Origin of the sequence: Hufsiella arboris (genome assembly GCF_009834875.1) — a bacterium.
GTDB lineage: Bacteria > Bacteroidota > Bacteroidia > Sphingobacteriales > Sphingobacteriaceae > Hufsiella_A > Hufsiella_A arboris.
Map to the genome: position 1 here is coordinate 225,193 of NZ_WVHT01000004.1, position 23,346 is coordinate 248,538.

Consider the following 23,346-nt stretch of genomic DNA (forward strand, 5'->3'; position numbering starts at 1 on the left):
CTTTCTCAGACCAAACTATGTACAAAAAATACATCCGGATAACATTCGTCTTCAGCTTGATAAGTTGTGCTGCTGCTGCTCAATCTACCGCCTGGTATGATATAAATCAGTACTGCAAAAGTGGAATGGAACTTTATGAAAAAGGGAAATATGCTGCAGCGAGCTATCAGTTTAGTAAAGTTAACGATTATCAGATCGTCGATTTGGAAAGAGATAAAAATGCTTCATTAATTAAAGAGAATGCGGAATATTACCAGGCTGTTTGTGCGCTTGAACTCTCGAATGAAGATGCAGAAAGCCTTTTTTTAAAGTATATCAGAAACCATCCGGAAAGCGCTAATACCAAATCCGCTTATTTCCAGGTCGGCAAGTCTTATTTCAATCAGAAAGATTATACCAAGTCGCTTGAATGGTTCAAAAAGTTAGACATGAACAGTTTGACCGGGGCCGAAAGCCAGGAATATCGTTTCAAACTCGGTTATGACTATTTTGAACTAAAAGACTATAACAATGCCGAGCCAATTTTTTCTAAGCTTAAAGAAGAAAAAGGACAATACCAGGAATCCTCAATTTATTACTACGCCTACATCAATTATGCCGATGCAGATTATAAAACGGCATTACGTGAATTTGAACGGCTAAAAAACTCTAAGCAATACCAAAGCAGTTATCCGTACTATCTTTCTGCTCTTTATTTTCTTGACAAGCGATATGACGACGTCTTATCATACACGATTCCTGCGATTCAAACCATCGATGAGCAGTATAAGGGTGAAATGTATCGCATCGTTGCCGCTACTTATTTTGCTAAAAACGACTATAAAACTGCGTTAGATTATTACCTGAAATTTCAGCAAAAGGATAACGGAAAAACGCAAAATAACCAGGACGATTACCAGATCGGTTACACTTATTTCAAATTAGGGAATAACGAAAACGCAATCAAAGAACTGGAGAAAATGAACTCGCCCGATATTTATTATCAAAACGGAATGATCGTTCTGGGGAATGCATTTTTGAAAACGAATAATAAGCAAGGTGCGCGAAACGCTTTCTTCAGGGCTTCAAAACTCACTTTCGACAAAGCTCTTACTGAAGAAGGTTTGTTCAATTATGCAAAACTCTCTTACGAGCTGGAATTTCATTCAGTCGCACTTGATGCTACGAGACAGTTTATCAAGGCCTATCCGAAATCCAAACGGATTAACGAAGCAAAAACGCTTCTTGGCGAGGTTTTGCTAAGTACAAAAAACTACAAAGACGCAGTTGATATACTCGAATCGATAACCAACCGTGATGAAGAAGGCGATGCAATCTACCAAAAGGTAACTTATTACCGTGGCCTGGAATTTTACAATGAGCGAGCGTTTGAAAACAGTATTTCGCTGTTTATGCGTTCACAACAGAACAAAAGCGACGAAGAAACTTATGCCCTTGCTACTTACTGGCTGGCAGAGGCTATGTTTGAAGTAAGGAAATATGGAGAATCTGTCGCGCAATTTGAAAAGTTCCTTAGCATTCCTGCAGCCAAGAAAACAGACGTTTACAATTATGCCAATTATGCGTTGGGCTATTCCGCGTTTCAAAATGAAAGCTACTCAAAAGCCGCTAACTACTTCGCTCGCTTTTTAACTGGCGATGAAAAAGATCAGAATACCATAAATGATGCAGTATTGCGTTTGGGCGATTCATATTTCGTTTTGAAGAGTTATGACAAAGCAATGCAGGAATATAACAGGATCATCACAAGCGGCGCACAGGGAACGGATTATGCGATGTTTCAGAAAGGAATGATACAGGGATTACAGGAGCAATACGATGCAAAAATTGCCACCCACCAGGCTTTAATAGATCGGTATCCCAATTCGAACTATGCTGATGACGCCGGCTTTGAAATGGCCTATACGTATTTTGTCAAAGGCGATTATGACCGCTCTAAAAACGACCTGACAAACCTAATCGCTAAATATCCGCGAAGCAGTTATGTCCCACGCGCCTTAGTTACAATTGGCTTAGTTCAGTACAATCAGAAAGATGATGAAGCAGCCAAGGCGACTTTTGAACGTGTTGTTAAAGATTACTCTACCACAGACGAAGCTAAGCAAGCTCTTGAATCCGTTAAAAATATTTACCTGGATAAAGGTGATGCAAGTGGATTTTTAGGCTATGCCAATACTACCGGAATTGGAAATCTGAGCACTTACGAACAGGACAATATCATGTTCCAGGCGGCGAATAACCTATTTTTGAAAGGAGATTATAACGGCGCATTCCAGGCTGTAAATGCTTACTTTGACAAGTTCCCTAAAGCGGTAAATGATAAGCAGGCCAAATTTATCAGGGCGGAATCCCTGGTTAAAATTGGTCGCCCGGATGAAGCGATACCAGACTATGCCTATATTTTAAATGACTGGACAAGCGACTATACTGAACGTGCTCTGATCAGCATTTCGAACCTGTATCTAAAACAGAAGAAATATAACGAAGCGGTGGTCTATCTTAAAAAGCTGGAAACCACATCGGAATACAAATCCCATTATGGTTATGCGATTAACAACCTGATCGATTCATACAGCAATATGGGTATGGCAGATGATGTTCTGAAATACGCCACCCTGATCAAAGCTTTCGAAAAATCATCGGAAGATGATAAAAATCGCGCAACGCTTTATGCCGGCAAGGCATACCTGATGAAAGAGGATACCACAAGCGCCTACAAGCAATTCGAAAGCGTTGTTGCGAAAACCCAGAATATTTCCGCAGCAGAAGCGAAATATAACATCGCGAATATTCAATACTCCCGCGGCGAATATAAAGCATCTCAAAAAACCGCCTTTGAGCTGATCAACAAAATGCCGTCGTTCGATTACTGGGTAGCTAAAAGCTTCATTTTACTTGCGGATAATTATATCGCCCTGAAAGATGATTTCCAGGCAAAGAGTACTCTTCAAAGTGTCATAGAAAATTATAAGGGTGATGACGATGTGTTACCGACGGCAAAAGCAAGGTTGGGAACAATTAGTGATAAAAAATAGAACATGAGATTCAACTATTTTATTTTAAGTATAGCATTAACTGTTGCGGCAGGTTCCGGAGCATTTGCTCAGAAAAAACCTGCGGACAAAAAGCCGGCAGACAAAACTGCCAAACCAGCCGATAAAACAACAAAGCCCGCTGAAAAAACAACGCCGGCAACAACCGACAAAAAACAGGATGCTGCCAGCAATGCCGTAGCCGAAGAAATTGAGGTTGTAAGGCCGTACAAACCGGTGCTTGCGGATGTTTCTAAAATCAGGCGTTCGCCCGAAATGGATCTGAACAAAACGTTCAAACCGCAGCTAAATTACTCTATCAGCGATAAAAGGCTGGAACAAAACAGCGATATCAGGCAATTACAATCTCAGCCACTGGCAGAGATTATTCAACCAGAATTAACAAATAACTATGTTAAAATCGGGCTTGGTAACCTTGCAACCGGCTTTGGAGAAGTTTATGTAAACACCGGGAAGGATGAAGCTTTACAGGGCGGCGTATTTTTCAAGCATTTTAACCAAAAAGGTGATATTGACGGGCAAAAAGTTTCGCGGCAGCAATTCGGAATTTTTGGAAGAAGCATCCAGGATAAATTTGCGGTCAACGGAGATCTGACTTATCATCGGTTTGCGACAAACTTTTATGGGTTCATACCGGAACAACCGGCACCGACGACAGATATCGAAAAGCAAACCTACAACTTGATCGAATTAAACGGCGATATCGGCAATAACTTCAATCAGGATGATCAAGCCGTAGAATATAAAGTGAAGGCAAACGCCTATTATCTGAATAACAAAACGGATCAGAAAGAAACTTCTTTCAAACTGGACGGGTATGTAAACAAGGCGATCAACCAGTTTAACGTTGGCGCTAATCTGGTGGGCGACTTCACCAATATCAATCAGCCGTTATTTAATACCAGCAACAATATTTTCAGGCTGAAACCTTACGTAAAGTTTCAGGGAACTAACTATATGCTGAAGATCGGCTTGAATTTCGCGAGTGAATTTGGTGATTCAACCAGTACCAACTTTCTACCTGACGTAACCGCGGAATTCGCCCTCGCACCTGAATACGCAACCATATTCGCGGGATACACCGGAGATGTCATTAAAACCTCGTTACGAAATACTGCGACTGAAAACCCTTACATCAATCAAAATATCGCTATTGTAAACGCGCTGGAAAAAAGCAATATTTTTGGCGGGATAAAGGGTAACGCCGGTGCCGGATTTGGGTATAAAGCAATGGTTTCCTATCGCACCATTGAAAACATGCCCCTCTTTATCAATGATAGCCAGTCACCTAATAAATTCGACCTGACTTACGATTCAAAAGCAAAGGTATTCAGCCTGGAAGGTGAAATCAGCTTAAAGGCGTCGGAAGCAATACTTTGGACGGGTCGCTTTATAACATCGAATTATGATGTTTCGCAACAACGGGAAGCATGGTTTAAACCAACGCTTCAGTTAGTCTCAAATGTTCGGGCTAACATCAACAAAGCATTTTCTGTTGATGGAGAAGTAGTGATAAACGGAGGATCAAAGGCCTTTGTTCCGGCAAATCCTGATCAGATATTGACGCTTGACAGCTATGTCGATCTGAGCGGCGGCGCAGAATACCGTCTTAAAAATAACATTGGTATTTATCTGAGGGTAAACAATATCCTTAATTCACAATACGAACGATACCTGTATTATCCAAAAGTAGGAATCAATTTCCTTGGAGGTTTAAACTATTCGTTCTGATCGTTAATTTTGCCGGCTTAAAAATATAACTAACTTTACCCGGATGGATATTGGGCAATACATAACAGAACTTCTGAACGACCATGATGTGGTCGGCGTGCCCGGTTTTGGAAGTTTTTTCAAAACAAATTCACCGTCTTATTTTGATCCGGAAACAAACACGTTTTTTCCTGGCCACCAGCATATAGGCTTCCGAGATGAGGTAGAAAATGATGCTGTACTTGTCGATCATATAGTCAGCAGCAGAAATATATCCGAAAATTCTGCACGTTATTTCGCAACAAATTTCGGTGGCGAAATTAACCGCAAACTGAACGAAACGGGAGTTGCCGATGCCGGCAGCCTTGGCCGGTTTACAAGAAACGATGAGCGCTTTCAATTCAAGCCGGCTTATTTTGATTCCGATGAGGCAAATTTCGGTCTGCAGCCAGTTGAAGATCTTGTTAAGTTAGTTTCTGCAGCGGCCGAAACAAAACCATATAGCGGAGCCGCCGTAAATCTTAACAGTCCCGCTCCTGCTATTAAGCAGCCTCTGGTTGCCCATGAGCCAGCTGTTCCGGACCTGGCGGAAGCGATATCTGAAGACGAAACGAATGAGCCAGACGAAGTACTTTCAAGGCGCAGCAATAAGTGGATTATCATTCTAACCACATTGGTGGTAATAGCGGCAGCAGCGGCTGTTATTCAGTATTACTATCCGCAAATTAATAGTTATTTTAACCACTTGGACAAGCCGAAGCCGGCTCCGAAAATATCGCCTGCACCTAAACAGGCGACGGAATCTGATTCTCTTTCGTTTGCCGACAGCGTGATGGCGAATGCAAAAAAAGCCGATTTACAGGTAGAAAAAGCAAGAGACACAGCCGAAATTTCTGTTAAAACAAAAACATTGCCGAATCCTGCGTCCAGAACAACAGTGGAAATCATCGGAGCAGCATTAGCAAATCAGAAGGATGCCGATAGTTATGTTAAGAATTTACGTTCGGCGGGTTTTGATGCACGCGTGGTTAAAAGAACTAAAAAATGGATATTAGTTAGTTTGGGATCTTTTAAAGATAGGAGCTCGGCAGAGAAGGAACTTCCACGATTTAAGAAAATACAACCCGGTGCTTACCTCAAAGAATTGAAAATAACACAATAATATGCTTTTATTACAAATTGATACACCCTCAGCGATACCTGTGGACACTGCCAAAGCTGCAACCGAAGCTGTTCAGCAGGTTCAGGATTTACGTTTTATCGACCTACTATTTAAAGGTGGCTGGGTAATGCTTCCTTTAGCACTTATCGCTTTTCTTGGATTGGTTATTTTCATAGAACGTTATATTACCATCCGGAAAGCTTCAAAAGACGAGACGAACCTAATTTTCCAGGTACGCCAAAGTATTTTATCCGGCAAATTAGATTCGGCAATCGCGCTGTGCCGGAATAGTAATACTCCATTGGGCCGCATGCTGCAGAAAGGTTTATTACGGATCGGGCGTCCTATCAAAGACATTGAAGCGGCTATTGAAAATGTTGGCAAACTGGAAGTCTCCAAGCTTGAAAAAAATATTAATATCCTTGGAATCATTGCCGGTATTGCTCCCATGCTCGGCTTCGTGGGAACAATTATTGGTGTAATCACCATCTTCCACGATGTTTCCATGAAGGGAATTATTGAAATCGGAACTGTATCCGGAGGTTTATATACCAAAATGATCACTTCTGCAACTGGTTTGATTATCGGTATCACGGCTTATGTTTTGTATCATATCCTTAACATGATGGTTGAAAAAATCATCCTGAAAATGGAAACCGACGCTATCGAATTTATAGATTTGTTAGAAGAACCAGGGAAATGAATTTAAGGAAAAGGAAAAAGGCGAATGTAGAGGTTCATACGTCGGCATTGAACGATATCATGTTCTTTTTGCTGCTGTTTTTTCTTTTGGCGTCTGCTGTAGTAAACCCTAATGTGGTGAAGTTATTTCTGCCGCGATCAAGCTCAGGACAATCTGTGCCAAAGAAAACCATTAATGTATCGATCACCAAGGACTTGGAGTATTATGTAGAAAAGGAGAAAGTACCTTTCGATCAGCTTGAACAAAAAATCCAGGTATATCAGCAAACATCTCCGGATCTGACAATCATCCTTTTTGCAGATCGCAGCATCGCCATCGAAAATGTTGTTAACCTGACAGATATCGCCAACAAGTTGAAAGTTAAACTTGTTTTAGCTACAGAGAATAAGAAATGATGACCGCGCATCAGAAATATGGTGAGAACAATTATCCAAAAGCCGTTGCAATTTCAACCGGCATTATGGTTGTATTTTTATTGTTGAGCTATTTTTTGATAGTGAATCGCGCCGCTCCATTGGAAGAGGTTGGAACCGGTGGCATTATCGTGAATTACGGAACGGCCGACGAAGGTATGGGAACCGACTACATGAGTGTAGAACAGCCTTCAATGGATCCAAACGCGAATGGAAAAGCACCGGATAAAGTTGTTCCGAATACTGATCCTCAGCCAACCCCGACAACTGAGAATAACGATAAAGACATTGTAACCCAAAACACCGAAGACGCACCTGAGATCAACACGAAAGAGTCAAAACCAGCTAACAATGTGTCGGCGGTAAAACTTCCTGAAAAGGATAAAGCGCCAACGATAAACCCCAATGCTTTATATAAAGGAAGCAAAAATAATGCTTCGGGCCAGGGCGATGGAACAGGAAGTAAACCGGGTAACCAGGGAAGCGAGAATGGGGATCCTTTATCACCGGATTATGGCGAAGGCGGCTCAGGAAACGGCGGGGTGGCGTTGGATTTAAAAAGCCGGAGATTTGTAGATATTCCGCATATCGATGACAACGGCCAGGCTTCAGGAATCATTGCAGTCGATATTCGTGTGGACAAATCGGGAACAATAATTTATGCGCGTGCTGGCGCAAGGGGCACAACTATTTCCGATCTGAGTTTATGGCGTAAATGCGAACAAGCGGTAACCGGCGCAAGACTTAATCAACTTGAATCAGCTCCTGAAGTACAAGTTGGCGTTGTTAAATTCAGATTCAAAGTAAAATAAATCTGCCTTTCAGTTTCAATGAATTACCAAGAAACGATCGATTTCCTGTATGCCCGTTTACCTATGTTTACCCGCGTTGGAGCTGCTGCGATAAAAAAGGGGCTAGATAATACTCTGGCGTTTTGCAAATCACTCGACGACCCGCAAAATAAGTTCAGATCTGTTCATGTTGGAGGCACTAACGGCAAGGGTTCCACTTCGCATATGCTCGCCGCGATATTACAAACGGCCGGTTATAAAACAGGCTTGTATACCTCTCCTCACCTGAAAGATTTCCGCGAACGAATACGAATAAATGGTGAAATGATCCAGCAAAATGAAGTGGTGGATTTCGTTGAAAAGAGCCTCTCAACTATCGAATCTATCGAGCCTTCATTTTTTGAAGTAACCGTCGCCTTGGCATTTGATCATTTTGCAAAGCACCAGGTTGACATCGCAATTATAGAGGTTGGCCTGGGCGGCCGATTGGATTCAACTAATGTAATCACTCCTCTCCTTTCTGTGATTACCAATATCGGTTACGATCACATGAATTTGCTAGGAAACACCTTAGCGGAGATCGCTTCGGAAAAGGCCGGAATTATAAAACCGGGTGTTCCTGTAGTTATCGGAGAAAACCGTAAGGACCTTATTAGCTTATTTCAGGCGAAGGCAAAAGAAACCTCCTCAGATATCGTTATAACGGCAAATGAACGGCAAATGGACGGCAAATGGACGGCAAATGAGTACGGCGACATTGTTTTAGAAACTTCGACAAGCGACGGTCAGTCGTTTACGATGGATCTGAGTGGCAGCTATCAGCTCAATAACTTGTCAACTGTTTTGAGTTCGGTAGATCAGCTGAGAAAATTTGGATTTGATATTACAACTGATCACCTGAAAAAAGCACTTTCAAACGTTAAGGAACTAACAGGCCTGGCCGGAAGATGGCAGACGCTGCAAAAGCATCCGCTCATTATCTGTGACACCGGACACAATGAAGACGGGATTCGGGAAGTAGTAAAAAACATTCAGGCGGTTCCATACCACAAACTCCACATGGTAATTGGTATGGTGAAGGACAAGGATATATCTAAAGTATTGACATTACTTCCGAAAGATGCCATTTATTATTTCTGCCAACCGCAGCTTGAACGGGCGAAACCAGCAATTGAGCTAGCTGATGAAGCGCGAAATTTCGGTTTAACTGGTGATGCTTTTCCAACCGTTTCTGAAGCATTAAATGCCGCGAAACAAGAAGCCTTGGCAGAGGATTTGATTTTTATTGGCGGAAGCACTTTTGTAGTGGCAGAAATAGTGTAGACATTCAATTTCTACTGGAATGGTTACGACCACTGCCTGAGTCAGCAACTAAAGCGGCGTCCTTTTAGGCTTTTCTGCCAAAAAGAGACAGCGCAAAGCGCGTTAAAACACCAAAAAAATTTCTAAAAATCTATTTACACCTTCGGTTCCTGCTGGCTTAAGCAATGGAAACTTCCCAAACCCCATATGATGTCTGTCGAATCGAGGCCAACAACCTTGCGCGAAGAAAAGCAGGATTGAATAATATCTAAAGCCTTGTCATCGTGCTTGCTTCTGTAGGTCGGAACAATAACATGTTTGTTGCTGATGTAGAAATTAGCGTAAGATGCAGGCAAACGCGTATCCTCATAAATTACAGCATCCGGCATTGGCAGCTCGATAATATTTAACTGCTTACCATTTAAAAGACGCATTTCCTTTAAGGCTTTCAGATTTTGCTGAAGAAGTTCATAATTCTCGTCGCTTTTGTTTTCCTCGACAACTGTTAGTACCGTGTCTTCATTCACGAAACGAATGGTGTCGTCAATATGGCCATCAGTGTCATCGCCAATGATGCCTTCATCGACCCAAAGAACTTGTTTGATTCCGTAATAATTTTCCAGGTACTCTTCAATCTGTTTTTGATTGAGATGCGGATTGCGGTTTTCATTTAACAGGCAACAGGTGGATGTTAACACGGTACCCGCACCGTTAAACTCAACTGATCCGCCCTCCATAATAATGCCCGGGTGATATACCGGAATGTTAAATTGATTACCGATTCTTGTAGGAATAACGTCGTCGAGATCAAACGGGGGATATTTACCGCCCCATGCATTGAAACCCCAGTCGACGATGACCTTTTTTCGAGCAGCCTTAGGATTTATTAAAAATGCCGGCCCATGATCCCTGCACCAGGCATCGTTTGTCGGGTTCAAATAAAATTCAACCTGCGACATATCAGCGCCAGCTTTGACGAGATGTGAAATTGCCTGCTGCCGCAACAACTCATCGGCGACATTAATCCGTACCTTCTCTCCTTCCGTGAGTATTTTTACGAACTCGCTGTAAACAGGATATATCGATTCAATTTTGCCCGGCCAGCTCGCTTCCTTATGCGGCCAGCTCAACCAGGTTGCTTCATGTTCGGCCCATTCGGGCGGGAAGGTGTAGCCGAGGGAGGCGGGGAAAGAGTCAGCAAAGTCCGGAAGACCGGAAGTCGAAAAGTCGGATTTCATAGTTAACTTAAAGATTTTTTCAAAGCGTTAATCATCACTAAAATCTCTTCACAGTTGTTGTAAAGAGTTAGGAAATGATCATGTTCTATATAATTTCGTCTTTTGGCGAGATGCAAACAGCCAACAACTTCAATGTTCGACCGTAGCGCATAGCCTAAAAACCTTTTAAATTCAGCGTTGGACTGGCCGGTGGAACCTTCAGCTATATTTAAAGAAACCGAATCCGCAGCCCGTTTAATTTGTGATGTCAGAATGAATATTTCATTTTTTGGAAAGCCTTTGGTTAGCCGATCGATATGGTCAGAAAGATCAACGGCCTTCTGCCATACTTTTAAGTTTTCGAATTTGAATGCCATGAATAAGGTTTAGATTAAGAAATCTAAATTTAAGCACTTACAACTAAAACGCCATCACTTTCGGTCTTTCCGTCTTAAAAACTTCCCGACTTCACTTACTCCTCATCAATATACCTCTTCGTAATCTGCTGATAAGAGTCAATCCTACGATCGCGCATAAAGGGCCAGTGAGTACGATAGCTGTCGGTTTTGCCCAGATCAATCTCCATAACTTTAACTTCTTCGTCCTCATGAGATGCCTGGTAAAGCACGGAACCGAATGGATTCGCAACAAATGATCCGCCCCAAAAACGAATTCCTGCTTCTGAGCCAACCCGGTTTACGCTCACCACATGAACTCCGTTTGCAACCGCGTGGCTCCGCTGAATAGTTTGCCATGCGTTGTATTGTTCAGTGTTCGTAGGGAGATCCTGCGTATGAGCCCAACCAATTGCAGTTGGATAAAATAAGATCTCAGCGCCCATTAAGGATGTAATGCGCGCGGCTTCCGGATACCATTGATCCCAGCAAATCAATACGCCTATTGTAGCGAACTTCGTTTTGAAAACTTTATATCCCAGATCGCCGGGCGTAAAATAAAACTTCTCGTAAAATCCCGGATCGTCAGGAATGTGCATTTTCCGGTACTTGCCAAGGTAAGACCCATCAGCATCCAGAACCGCAGTAGTATTATGATAAATTCCCTGTGTACGTTTTTCAAATAAGGAAGCGATAATCACAACGTTCAATTCTCCGGCAATTTTGCTTAACGCATCTGTTGAAGGACCTGGAATTGCTTCTGCTAAAGAGAAGTTATCGTAGTTTTCCTCGTCACAAAAATACAGGGAAGTAAACAGCTCCTGAAGGCAGACGATCTGTGCTCCTTTTGCCGCTGCTTCTTTAACCTTTTCAATCGCCTTGGATAAGTTTTGCTCCTTATCTGCAGTGCAGCTCATCTGAACAAGCCCTACTTTAACGTTTTTTGCCATGGTAAACCTGATGATTTTTAAGGCTGCAAAAATAAGTAATCAGCACGACAGAACTGTAATTGAAGCATAAATTTACTTTTGCAAGCTAATCTTCTTTCCTTTGTTTTTGTAAGACTCGGATTATGAACAACAGAACAACCTGGTATCTCTTTATCTGCGCTGTTATTCTGCTTTTTATTCGCCTGGGCGCGATGAGCGTTTTCCAGGTGGCAGAAGCCAGGAACGTTGAATGCGCCTACGAGATGCATAGCCGTAATGACTGGATCGTGCCAACATTCAATGGTAATCTGCGAACTGACAAACCGGCACTTGAGTATTTCGCAATGATAACATCTTTCCGGCTTTTCGGCGTCAGCGAAGGAAGTGCCCGTTTATTTTCCTCAATTTGCGGCTTACTGGTTATATTCGGCACCTACCTGTTTGCTAAAAAACACTTCAACGAACGCACGGCGACATGGTCGGCGGCTATTCTGCTGGCTTCAGTCCATGCTATTATACAATTCAGGCTTGCTACTCCCGACCCCTATTTAATTTTTACACATGCCTTCTCAGTCTTTTTCTTTTATGAAGGCTGGACGAGCAAAAAGTTTAAATGGTATGCCTGGATGTATGTTATGTTCGGGCTCGGATTATTAGCCAAAGGCCCCATAGGATTTCTTTTGCCGGCATTGGGGATTTTTGTCTTCCTGCTGATAAAAAAACAATTCACCTGGAAAAATATCTATTTATTACACCCCTGGTTTGGAGTTTTAATTATCGCAATTGTAAGTGTTCCCTGGTATTACCTCGTACACGAAAAAACAAATGGGGCGTGGACGCAGGGTTTCTTTTTCGAGCACAATATCAGTCGTTTCGAAAAAGCAGTTGACAATCATAGCGGAATATTTCTATTAACTTTCGCATTTGTTATAGCTGGATTATTTCCTTTCTCGGTGTTTTTTATCAGGGCTTCACAGTTTATCGGCAAACAGTTAAAAAGCAATGAGGCTGTCTTATATACAACCGTCTCTGCATTGATAGTCGTGTTGTTTTATTGCTTCTCAAGCACAAAGCTTTTCAATTATACGACACCGTCGTACCCGTTTTTTGCTATTTTACTAGGATACTGGATTTCCGAAATTGCAGAAACGAAAGACTTCAAGTTTTTGAAATGGGAATTTTGGTTCATCACCCTGGTTAGTTTTTCGTTACCTGTCGGAATCTTCTTTTGGGCGTCCAAAACAGAGCCGCTAACTTCAGTGAACTGGTTAGCTTATCCATTGATTCTAATTCCCCTGATCACGCTTTCAGCCTATTTTCGCAGGCAAAAGGACAATGCTGATTTATTATTAACCATAGCCGGCAGCTACATGGCCGTTTCTTTCTTGCTGTTCACCATTATTTTTCCGGCGATGGATTCACAAACTTCGATGCGCAAAAATGAGGAGATCCTTACTTCCGGCAAGGTAGTAGTCGCATATAAAAACTTCAATGATGCCTTCGTTTTCACTGCGAAGAAAACTATTCCTGAAATTCAAAACCTACAGCAATTAGACTCTGCTTTAAAAGCACATCCCAGACTACTCATCGTAAGTAAGGCTTTCGTGTCAGCGGAATTGGATTCCATGAAAAATTTGAAACTTATCAGCAAAAGCAGGGATGTGTTTAGCAGGCAGTATTCGGTAATCTATGAAGAAATCGAATAGAATTTTCCGGTATACTTTAATTTCACTTTTATAGTTATATTTTAGTAGCTCATTATTAACCGGAAAATTATTAATACTTCTAAAATTGATCAACCTAAAGACAAGGTCTTTGATGATGAAATAAAGAAAATTGCAGATTTTAAATTCGGCACTACGGTAGCTAATGTATTTGATGACATGGTTAGCCGTTCCGTGCCTTATTACAACGAGATGCAGCGCATGACAGCCGAATTAGCGGCAGATTTTGCGCAACCAGGAACCGATGTATATGATCTCGGCTGCTCAACCGGTACTACTATGATCGGGATGAACACCCTGATTTCGCCGGACATTCGATTTATAGGAGTCGACGAATCACCGCAAATGCTCGAAAAATGCGCTTTAAAACTTAAAGAATCAGGTTTCACCAGGCCATTCGAATTGCGCGCTGAAGATTTAAACGACAAGATAACAATAAACAATGCTTCTGTCGTGGTGCTATGCCTGACATTACAGTTTGTCCGCCCGATAAGTCGTGATAAACTATTAAAAACAATTGTCGACGGATTAGTACCAGGTGGAGTGCTTATCGTGGTGGAAAAAATTCTTGCCGAAGAGAGCACCTTCAACCGTGAATTTATCAAGTACTACTACAACTACAAACGACGCAACAACTACAGCGAACTGGAAATCTCACAGAAAAGAGAGGCCCTGGAAAACGTTCTCATTCCTTACAAACTAAGCGAAAATTACCATATGCTGCGTGAGGCCGGCTTTGGCCACTGCGAAACTTTCTTTAAATGGTATAACTTCTGCGGCTTAATTGCAGTTAAACAATAACATGATTTCAATCGGTAATTTCTTTTTCAAATACAGGAATATCCTGTTTATATTTCTTTATCTCGCCTTGTTTATCCCGTCTCCAAACATTTTCAGACCGGAGACTTTTGGCGATAAATATTATCTGTTCCCTATCATTATCGGACTAATAGTAACTATTACAGGTCAGTTGATACGCGGTGCGACAATCGGACTTGCATATATTGTTCGCGGCGGAAAAGACAAGAAAGTTTACGCCGAAGCACTTGTGACGGAAGGTATCTTTAATCACGGCCGTAATCCGTTGTATGTCGGGAATATACTGATGCTCGTTGGTGTAGGAATTTTATCCAATTCGCTTATTTACGTTTGTATTTTTATTCCGCTGTTCTTATTTATTTACCAGGCAATTGTGTTAGCCGAAGAAAATTTTCTGCGTTCAAAATTCGGAGATCAGTTTGACGAGTATTGCAACCGGGTAAATCGCTGGTGGATTAGCTTGAAAAACATCGGACAAACGTTTAGCGGCATGCGCTTTAACTACAAACGCTGGATATTGAAAGAATATAACACGCAATATGTCTGGCTCGCCGGGATCGCGCTTATTCTGCTTACAAAATACAGAACAGAGCTTTTAGGCGATGACGAAACGTTTCGCAACACATTGCTGATCATTGTGCTGCTTTCGCTCACCGCGATCTACCTGTTTGTAAGATATATGAAGAAAAGTAAAAGGCTGGTTGATTGATCAGCTAGCCAGGCAGATCGCTGCTAAGGCGGCGATCTCCTCTATCCCAGGTGATAAACAAATTGTTCCTCCTTTCATCGCTGCGAAAAATCCTACTCCCGTTAGTTAGCCCCGATTTCTAACACCAGGATCTACATTCCCGGCCAGTACAAAAAATTATATTTATGGCCATCAGGATCGGCAAAGCTGAAAGTATAACCCTCGCCCACGTTCTGCGGCGCGCCGACGATGGTGCCGCCTATCGACTGAACCTTTTCGTGCCACTGGTCGACTTCCTCCCGGCTATCAGCCGAAAGTGAAAACATAATTTCCGTTTCTTTGGTAGCATCGGCAAAATCGGCTGTAAGGCCTTTGGCGAATCCTTTTTCGGTGAAAAAATTGATAATGAAATTGCTTTCGGCAAACGAGAAGCTGATCAGCCTGCCTTCGTCCGGCTGTCCGTTCTGCCGGAAGCCCAGGTCGGTGTAAAATTTTTGTGTTTTATCAAGGTCTTTGACCACAAGGTTTCCCCAGATGTTTCTGATTTTCATAAGTTTTAATGTTGGTCGTCTATAGGTTAACAGCAATTAACTGTTTGCGTTTTATTGATTTGGAGTAAACTATTCTGTCTTTGAAGCGATGCCGGTTTCGAAGGTATGTCCGTTCATTTTAAACCCGGTTGAAGCGGCAGCTTTTTGCCTGCACAGACGTTCATTCCGCAGATTCGCTAAGGCAAAAACTATAGCGGAAAACGGGACTGCTTCACCCGATTAACACTGCAGCACATTTTCAAATATATACGATTCTTTATTTATATGAAGCGCAAGGCTATTGCTACTATTAACATGTACTCCCGCTTTTCGCTCATACCCACAAGGCATTAGCCACAGGCCGGTATCCGCTGCAATCGGGGCTAAATTCAATGTCTGTGCATAAATCGCCGATCCGGACGACAATTGATGAAAGAAACACCGGATTCGCTATCTCTGCCGTCTCTCCTCCGGAACATATAATTTCCACTCCCCTTCCGAAACGACTTCAATCTTACCATCAACCACTTTTACAGCGGTCTGATCATCAATCATATAAGACGGCACCGCAAGCGTAGCAGCCAGCTTCTCCTGGTTTGCAAGGGAATTTTGCGGAAACTGTTCGTGATTCATATGAGGATGCAGGGCACAATCAACAAATCCCAAACATTTATCGCTGCCCGCCGGCAAAGTATGGTTGCCGTAGGTCGTTCCGAAGCGCGTCATGATCATGCTTCCGGCACTCAGGCCTATATATACCATTTTGTCTAACAGCGAAGGCAAAAGTTTTGTTAATCCGGACCGCTGCATCCAATAACACAAATACTGGCAATCGCCGCCGCCAACCAGCAGGGCGTCGGTTTCCTGGAGCATGGGCACCCAAAGGTCTTCTTTCATACTCGGCAAAGCGGTAAGTTCCAATATCCCAATAGATTTCCAGCCCAACTCACAGAATGGATCGCCCAGCGTTCCGCAAATCACGCCTCTTATGATCTCAGCGCAGCCCTTAATGCCGTATATAGCAGTGGGAATAAAAAGAGCGCTGGATTCGGCGATCGGTTTGCCTAACAGGTCGACCAATGCCTTGTGGATGCTAGCGTTGCTGATGCCGGCCGCGGTGAGGAGAAGTTTCATGTTTTTTTTGATGAATTTGTAGTTGATTGATCAGATACAAATTTTGTCAACGAAATTCGATTTCAGGTAGTTCGGATGCGACAATGTGAGAGGTGGAATGCGACGGGTGGTAGTGATATTGAGGATTGAATAATTGGTTCGAAATCGATTATCGTTTGAAAAGCAAAAGCGGTATTTCATGAATACTTAGTCCCGTGCTGCGCTTATACTGCTCAGGGCCTTAGGCCTTCGGCCGGTATCCGCTTCGCCCGGGTTTAACTCGCCGGGTCAGTTTTCTATAGGTCAGGGGCGATGTCGCTGGGTTTATTGTATTATTACAAGCGGGACGCTGGTTGGAGCCAGGAGAAACTGCCAATGAACCAGCTATGTAAAATTGCTTGTTATCTGAAGAAAAACAAATAAAACAATCAAAAAGTATAATCCAAGAAATACAGCAAATTGAATCCCAAAAAAACGTAACAACTTGACCGACCTTTCTAAAACACGATTTATGAAAAGGTAATATAATCCCAGTGAAATAAGTGAAAAGAAAAGAGAGACAACTGTTCCCCACAACCCCAATCTTATTATCGCCAGGAACAGCCCGCCTTTTGAATAAAAATTGAGAAATGGGATGCCTAAAAATATCACTGCGATAACATTAGTCGACACCAGCAGCATCAAATACAGTAGCCGGACATTTCCGGAATTATCAGTTCGGCCATCATACATTGTCCTTGATTTTTTATTCGATGGTCGTAGTGTTTCGCTACAACTTAACTACGTCCCATCATTAATTCATTATTCAACTACCTTGTTAATATATCTTAGCCCAGGTAGAATATCAGTTACTTCTACAGTTCTGTAATGTCCGCCAAATGCACCCTCATCTAAATATTGTCTTATTATTTTGTGTTTGCTTTCTTTCAAAACCTTTAAAATCTTAATATCCTCGTAATTTTTGTCTTTTAAAAACGTCGTTATTGAAGTCGCCAAGAAAATCAATACAAGGCCGACTACAAGTCCTAATTTACTCAGAGTTTTTTCGAACCTATAATTCTGTGCAATGAGAACTCCTAACGTCAATGAACTGATAAAAAGCAATATTGAGTGTAAGGATTCAATTTCAGGAACAGTTAAATCGAAGGAAGATTTATTATAAGCAATTCCCAGTGTAGTAAAAGTCAGATTTAGGACTAGAAGGTTTTTCATAATATTAATAGGATCGTCTCTGCCTTTGTTAGGTATTACACTACACCACTAAATATATTCCATTTAACGGGTAGCCAATACATCAATAAATATTCGTTGTGGACCCTTGTCTTTTTTAACTATAAGTTTCGTAAAAAAATACAAAAATGCGAAATAGAGTAGAATACTTTTACCGATTCAGCAAATCCTTAGTCGCTGTTGTGTTTTAACCCAACAGACTACCGACGGAGGCAGCTTTAAGGTCTCTTTGATTTTTCGAATTGCCTTCATAGCCACGCAGGCCTAGTCCTTTTCCTACAGTGGAAAAGGACCAAAACACAGCCGGCTTCACCGGAACTGCCAATGTTATTGGCACTAGCCCAACTGCCGATCATATATTGCTGCCATTAATAGTACGCGAGCTTTCCGACAGCGCCGGGTAAATTTCCTTGCAAGGTAGGGATTGAGCAAAGGGAAGGGCATCAGCATTTGAAAATGCAGCCCGTGTTGCAAGGAAATTGTGCGGTAGAGTTGTGCAACAAAAGCGCCGTCGGAAAGCTCTTGATTTTTTGGCAACTTTTGTTTCAAGACAAAAGTTGGGTGCCTCCGCGGCGTAGCGCGGTACAGAACAATCGTGAACACAACGTACAGGAGACAATCAAACGATCAACCAAACAAATCACTACTCAGATACCTATCCCCACGATCACAAGCAATAAACACAATCACACCGGATTCCAGTTCGCTTGCTACCTTCAACGCCGCATGTGCTGCTCCGCCCGAACTCATCCCGGCAAAAATAGCCTCAACACGTGCCAGCTTTCTCGTCATTTCCGTAGCGTCAGCTTGTGAAACATCAATTACACGGTCAACACGACTTGCATCGAAAATTTTAGGCAGATATTTTTCAGGCCAGCGCCGTATTCCAGGAATGGAAGATTCTTCCGTTGGCTGACAGCCTATGATTTGTATGTCTGGATTTTTTTCTTTGAGGAACATCGAGTTTCCCATGATGCTTCCCGTTGTACCCATCGCACTCACAAAATGGGTGATTTCGCCGTAAGTATCGCGCCAAATTTCGGGCCCGGTAGTTTTATAATGCGCCAGGTAATTATCAGGATTTGCAAATTGGTCTAACTGAAAATATTCATCCGACCTGCCTTTTTCATCAGCGTAATCACGGCATGTTTCGATGCTTTCGAGTAACGTTACCTTAGCCCCGAAAGCTTCCATGGTAAGCGTGCGTTCTTTAGTAGAATTTGAGGGCATTACCAGCTCAATCTCAAGATCAAATAACCGGGCAATCATGGCAAGTGCGATGCCGGTATTTCCGCTGGTTGCTTCGATTAATTTGGTTCCGGCTTTAATATCGCCCCGTTTCAACGCGCTTTTAATCATGTTCAGCGCGGCGCGATCCTTAACGCTTCCTCCCGGGTTATTACCTTCCAGCTTGGCGAAAATTTTTACGTTTGGGTTGGGATTTAATTTATTGAGCTGAACCAGCGGCGTGTTTCCTACGATATCGATAATGCCTCCCATTATTGAAATAATTTACGTTCAACAACCCGCAAAGACGCCTCGTGATAAACCGTGGATCCCGCCGGAATACTTTTTGTAAGCCATACATTGCCGCCGATAATACTATGACTTCCGATTACCGTATCACCACCCAGAATGGTGGCTCCGGAATATATGACGACATGATCTTCGACCGTTGGATGCCGCTTTATGCTCGCCATATTTTTATCGACGCTTAACGCGCCTAAGGTTACGCCCTGGTATAGTTTTACGTGATTACCAACTTCGGTTGTTTCGCCAATAACGATTCCCGTTCCGTGATCTATGTAGAGGTATTCGCCGATCACTGCGCCGGGATGTATGTCGATTCCTGTTTGAGAATGTGCGTATTCAGTGAGTATTCTCGGAATGAGAGGCACATCAAGTTTGAGCAATGCATGCGCTATACGATAAAAACAAATGGCATAAAAACCGGGATAGGCTCGTATAATCTCGAACCTGTTTTTCGCGGCAGGATCGCCTTCCGAAATTGAGTCGATATCTGTATTTAAAACACGGTATATTTCTGGCAATGAATTAAAGAATTCCGCCGCCATGAATTCATTGTTACAGTCGCTGCAGGCCCGGGTGCCGTTTAATATCGCTACAAGCTGAAGCTGAAGGTTTAACGATTCCCGCTCTATTTTATTAACTGAGTCAAGTTTTTCTGATGATTGTTCCGGAAATATAAGTTTGATGACGCGAATCGCCCAACGCGAGATTACGTCGTTTGATGGCACCGACCCCGCTTGTTGCTGTTTATCGAAGATGTGCTGGTAAAATGCCTTATTCATTATCTGTTTCAAATGATGTGGACAATACAATTTTAGAAAAAAGAATCTGATTGAATTGTCAAATTACTTAGTGGTTTTAAGCCTGGAGGAAAAAATCAATACGCATAATCCCATAAAAGCAATAATTGTGAATGATGCCCTTAAGCTTGCCGCCTGGGCAACAAAACCTATCAGGGGCGGCCCGATTAAAAAGCCCATGAAACCGATGGTTGTGATAGCTGCAATCGCTACGCCGGGTTTCATTGTCTTCGATTTAGCGGCTAAACTGTAGCTTAATGGAACTACCGACGAAACCCCAAATCCAACAAGCATAAATCCAATAATCGCAGTTATTAAGTGCGGAAATATTACTGCCGTAAGCAAACCAATTACGGTAAGCGTTCCGCTCAGCATTAAGGTCGTTTTTAAACCAAAACGATGCGAAAATCCATCAGCTAAAAATCGTCCTGTAGCCATCGTAGCCATAAACGCTACGTAACCGGCACCAAGCATCGATGGATCAGGCATGACGACTTTTTTGAAATAAACACTGCTCCAGTCGAACATGGCACCTTCGCAAATCAGTGAACATAAAGCTATAAGCGATAAGATGAGCAGCGATTTATCCGGCATCGTAAACAACGGATCATCACTCTTTTTATGCTCATTGTCATCATTTATCAGGAAGCGGACTGACGATATCACACCAATAACAACCAGCGTCAGAATGACCGAGTAATGAATGGGAATAGAAATATCATTGCTGATCATTACCGCCCCGATAGCAGCGCCCACAAATCCCGCTAAACTCCATAAACCATGAAATGAAGCCAGGATCGGCCGTCCGTACATATTTTCAACATCGACCGCCTGCTTATTCACCGAGATGTTAGTTAGGTTGGAGGTAAAACCAAAACAAAAAAGCACAAAGCTTAATAAGGTTACGTTATGAATCAGGCCGATTGTAAAAAGCAAAAAGGTATAAATGGTAAGCGAAGCCACAACAACCCGCCGGCTTCCGAACTTGGCAATCAGCAGTCCGGCGATCGGCGCAGAAACTAAAAGTCCCGCCGGAAGCATCAGCAACAAAGCGCCAAGTTCCGCCTCGTTAAGCTGTAACGTTTGCTGAATGGTTGGAATACGTGAAGCCCAGCTCGAAAACGTTAGGCCCATAAAAAAGAAAAGCACACCGACGCCAATCCGATGTGCTCTGTTTGATATTTTCGGTAAACTAACCGCTAACGTACTTTCTGCATTCATTAATGCAAAAGTACGTTAATGATTTATTCGGTTAATTGCTTTTCTTTAACGTTTACTTTCATTAGATAATAAATAGGCAAACCGATTAAAACGATAATCAGTCCCGGCCAGGTGTACTGAGGTTTATAAACGATCAATAAACCGCAAAAAGCCAGTCCCATGAGGATATACAAAATCGGTAAAACCGGGTAACCAAACGCCTTATATGGACGTTCAATGTCCGGTCGTTTCTTTCTCAGGATGAATATGCTGAAGATCGTTAACACGTAAAAGATAACGACGACAAAAGAGATCATATCCAGAAGGTCGCCGTATTTTCCGCTCAGGCAAAGCAAACTGGCTACGATACATTGTATCCATAAACCGAATTCAGGAACGGCAAACTTGTTCAAATCGCCTGTTTTTTTAAAGAATAATCCGTCTTTCGCCATTGAATAGTAAACCCTCGCGCCAGCCAGGATCAATCCATTGTTACAGCCGAACGTTGAAACCATGATCATCAGTGCTATAATGATCGTGCCGACATTTCCGAAAATGACATGTGAAGCAGCAACCGCTACCCTGTCTTTATCCGCTGTTGCGATATCATGAAGAGGCAAAACCGCCGTATACATTAAATTGGCGGATACATAAATGATGGTAACAATCAAAGTTCCTAAAAACAGGCTTAACCCGATATTCCGCTTCGGATTCTCCATTTCCCCGGCGACAAACGTTACGTTATTCCAGGCATCGCTGCTAAAAATCGAACCAACCATGGAACCGGCAATAGCGCCCAGCGCAGCTACACTTGTATATGCTGTAAAGGAACCATCGGTATTTAATTTATGGATGTTCCAGGCGTCACTCCAGTTTGCGTGCCACACTTCCGGCTTCATCATAATGAACCCGAAAATGATCAGTCCAAATAAACTGGCAAGTTTTGTCAGTGTAAAGGTCGTTTGGATCATCTTGCCACTCTTAACACCTTTTGTGTTGATATAAGTAAGCAAAACAATGATAGCGATCGAGACCAGTTGTGCAGGTGATATTTTAAAAGATCCCAGGCTAAATACTACCAGGTCTTCACTTACCTGCGGAACCAGGTAGGCCAGAAACTTGGAAAACGCCACGCCTACCGCTGCTATCGTTCCGGTTTGTATGACGGCAAAGAAACTCCAGCCGTATAAAAAGCCAACGAGTGGGTTGTAAGCTTCTTTCAGATATACATATTGCCCACCGGCTTTTGGATACATGCCGCTGAGTTCGCCGTAACTCAAAGCCGCCGTCAGGGTCATAAAGCCGGTTATAAGCCAAACGACGATCAGCCAGCCGGCCGATCCGACATTACGAGTGATGTCAGCGCTGACAATGAAAATTCCGGAGCCGATCATACTTCCGGCAACAAGCAAAGTCGCATCGAGCAGGCCGATCTCCCGTTTCATTGAAGTTGCTTCGTTCGTTTCTGTTGACATAAAAGTTTAAGGTTTGAAATGCCTAATATAAAAATTAGTATCAATTGGGATAGTGTGTTGGAAGATTTTATGGGAATCGTTGGGTGATATTTTACTATAGACACGTAGTTATTAAAACCGAATCATCTATTTACAGCGAGGATAGATGCAACGTTTTGAAAGTGGAGCACGGGATTTAGAATATAAAACATTTGTAAAGCAATGTCCTGCGCATTTTGATTACTGCAATCCCGTCTTGCATTCATACGCCTGCAGGCATTAGGCGCAGGCCGGTATCCATTTCAGCCGGGTTTAAAGTGCAATTGAGTACATTAATTATCGTATCCTAAAGCGACTTTAACAGCATTTTTGCCGAAATGCCTTCAACAATGTTATAACAAGCCAGCGTTCAATAAACGGGATTGAAGCGGATACCGGCCAAAGTGGGCAAGGCCTGCAGGCGTATGAGCGAAAAGCCCGGCTGCCACAAAATGAAACACTGCAATTGCTTTTCAAATCAATTATCTTGTTAATACGGTACTGGTCAATGCCATTTCAACACCTAATCCTCTAATTTTAGGAA

General features: G+C 42.6%; 20 protein-coding genes. 10 read left to right on the forward strand and 10 right to left on the reverse strand.

Features of this window, described 5'->3' with window-relative positions; translation table 11 throughout:
- Positions 1 to 17: 17 nt before the first annotated feature.
- From GS399_RS10310 to GS399_RS10340, 7 genes are read left to right on the forward strand one after another with little or no spacing between them, the layout of a single operon-like run.
- The gene (locus GS399_RS10310) at positions 18 to 3,035 is read left to right on the forward strand and encodes a tetratricopeptide repeat protein (RefSeq protein WP_160844540.1); all 3,018 of its coding nucleotides are present in this window, start codon (positions 18 to 20) and stop codon (positions 3,033 to 3,035) included.
- Positions 3,036 to 3,038: 3 nt separating this feature from the next.
- Positions 3,039 to 4,784 carry a porin family protein gene (locus GS399_RS10315; protein WP_160844541.1) on the forward strand — a complete coding sequence of 582 codons (1,746 nt, stop codon included), beginning with the start codon at positions 3,039 to 3,041 and terminating at the stop codon, positions 4,782 to 4,784.
- Positions 4,785 to 4,827: 43 nt separating this feature from the next.
- Entirely contained in the window at positions 4,828 to 5,925 is a 1,098-nt protein-coding gene (locus tag GS399_RS10320; protein ID WP_160844542.1) for an SPOR domain-containing protein, read from the forward strand.
- 1 nt (position 5,926) lies between these two features.
- Positions 5,927 to 6,628, forward strand: coding sequence for a MotA/TolQ/ExbB proton channel family protein (locus GS399_RS10325; protein WP_160844543.1), 702 nt, complete (start codon positions 5,927 to 5,929; stop codon positions 6,626 to 6,628).
- Positions 6,625 to 7,023, forward strand: a complete 399-nt coding sequence (locus GS399_RS10330; protein ID WP_160844544.1) for an ExbD/TolR family protein — start codon at positions 6,625 to 6,627, stop codon at positions 7,021 to 7,023. The genes GS399_RS10325 and GS399_RS10330 overlap by 4 nt, the downstream gene beginning before the upstream one ends.
- Positions 7,020 to 7,853, forward strand: a complete 834-nt coding sequence (locus tag GS399_RS10335) for an energy transducer TonB (RefSeq protein ID WP_369410118.1) — start codon at positions 7,020 to 7,022, stop codon at positions 7,851 to 7,853. The genes GS399_RS10330 and GS399_RS10335 overlap by 4 nt, the downstream gene beginning before the upstream one ends.
- 18 nt (positions 7,854 to 7,871) lie before the next feature.
- Positions 7,872 to 9,155 (forward strand): bifunctional folylpolyglutamate synthase/dihydrofolate synthase, encoded by a 1,284-nt coding sequence (locus GS399_RS10340; protein WP_160844545.1) that lies wholly within the window; start codon positions 7,872 to 7,874, stop codon positions 9,153 to 9,155.
- A gap of 134 nt (positions 9,156 to 9,289) precedes the next feature.
- Here GS399_RS10340 and GS399_RS10345 read toward each other — a convergent pair whose 3' ends face one another.
- From GS399_RS10345 to GS399_RS10355, 3 genes are all read right to left on the reverse strand, one after another.
- On the reverse strand, positions 9,290 to 10,372 hold the full coding sequence (locus GS399_RS10345; protein WP_160844546.1) for an agmatine deiminase family protein: 1,083 nt from the start codon (positions 10,370 to 10,372) through the stop codon (positions 9,290 to 9,292).
- A gap of 2 nt (positions 10,373 to 10,374) precedes the next feature.
- Positions 10,375 to 10,728 (reverse strand): four helix bundle protein, encoded by a 354-nt coding sequence (locus GS399_RS10350; RefSeq protein WP_160844547.1) that lies wholly within the window; start codon positions 10,726 to 10,728, stop codon positions 10,375 to 10,377.
- 95 nt (positions 10,729 to 10,823) lie between these two features.
- Complete coding sequence (locus GS399_RS10355; RefSeq protein WP_160844548.1) at positions 10,824 to 11,696, reverse strand: carbon-nitrogen hydrolase; 873 nt, start codon at positions 11,694 to 11,696, stop codon at positions 10,824 to 10,826.
- 122 nt (positions 11,697 to 11,818) lie between these two features.
- On the opposite strand from GS399_RS10355, the gene GS399_RS10360 reads away from it, so the two are divergent.
- The 3 genes from GS399_RS10360 to GS399_RS10370 all read left to right on the forward strand — a co-directional run bounded on the left by GS399_RS10360 (position 11,819) and on the right by GS399_RS10370 (position 14,927).
- Positions 11,819 to 13,381 (forward strand): ArnT family glycosyltransferase, encoded by a 1,563-nt coding sequence (locus GS399_RS10360; protein ID WP_160844549.1) that lies wholly within the window; start codon positions 11,819 to 11,821, stop codon positions 13,379 to 13,381.
- 84 nt (positions 13,382 to 13,465) lie between these two features.
- Positions 13,466 to 14,200: a carboxy-S-adenosyl-L-methionine synthase CmoA gene (gene cmoA / locus GS399_RS10365; protein WP_369410121.1), complete on the forward strand. Its 735-nt coding sequence runs from the start codon at positions 13,466 to 13,468 to the stop codon at positions 14,198 to 14,200.
- Position 14,201: 1 nt separating this feature from the next.
- Positions 14,202 to 14,927, forward strand: coding sequence for a methyltransferase family protein (locus tag GS399_RS10370; protein ID WP_160844550.1), 726 nt, complete (start codon positions 14,202 to 14,204; stop codon positions 14,925 to 14,927).
- Positions 14,928 to 15,058: 131 nt separating this feature from the next.
- Here GS399_RS10370 and GS399_RS10375 read toward each other — a convergent pair whose 3' ends face one another.
- From GS399_RS10375 to GS399_RS10405, 7 genes are all read right to left on the reverse strand, one after another.
- Positions 15,059 to 15,457 carry a VOC family protein gene (locus tag GS399_RS10375; protein WP_160844551.1) on the reverse strand — a complete coding sequence of 133 codons (399 nt, stop codon included), beginning with the start codon at positions 15,455 to 15,457 and terminating at the stop codon, positions 15,059 to 15,061.
- Positions 15,458 to 15,886: 429 nt separating this feature from the next.
- Positions 15,887 to 16,570 (reverse strand): Type 1 glutamine amidotransferase-like domain-containing protein, encoded by a 684-nt coding sequence (locus tag GS399_RS10380; protein WP_160844552.1) that lies wholly within the window; start codon positions 16,568 to 16,570, stop codon positions 15,887 to 15,889.
- A gap of 780 nt (positions 16,571 to 17,350) precedes the next feature.
- Positions 17,351 to 17,761 (reverse strand): hypothetical protein, encoded by a 411-nt coding sequence (locus GS399_RS10385; protein ID WP_160844553.1) that lies wholly within the window; start codon positions 17,759 to 17,761, stop codon positions 17,351 to 17,353.
- Positions 17,762 to 18,406: 645 nt separating this feature from the next.
- Positions 18,407 to 19,279, reverse strand: a complete 873-nt coding sequence (cysM, locus tag GS399_RS10390) for a cysteine synthase CysM (protein ID WP_160844554.1) — start codon at positions 19,277 to 19,279, stop codon at positions 18,407 to 18,409.
- On the reverse strand, positions 19,279 to 20,091 hold the full coding sequence (gene epsC, locus GS399_RS10395) for a serine O-acetyltransferase EpsC (RefSeq protein WP_160844555.1): 813 nt from the start codon (positions 20,089 to 20,091) through the stop codon (positions 19,279 to 19,281). Before epsC ends, cysM begins: the two co-directional genes overlap by 1 nt.
- Positions 20,092 to 20,154: 63 nt before the next feature.
- Positions 20,155 to 21,330: an MFS transporter gene (locus GS399_RS10400; protein ID WP_160844556.1), complete on the reverse strand. Its 1,176-nt coding sequence runs from the start codon at positions 21,328 to 21,330 to the stop codon at positions 20,155 to 20,157.
- Between the two features lie 23 nt (positions 21,331 to 21,353).
- On the reverse strand, positions 21,354 to 22,784 hold the full coding sequence (locus GS399_RS10405) for an APC family permease (protein WP_237487925.1): 1,431 nt from the start codon (positions 22,782 to 22,784) through the stop codon (positions 21,354 to 21,356).
- Positions 22,785 to 23,346 lie beyond the last annotated feature (562 nt).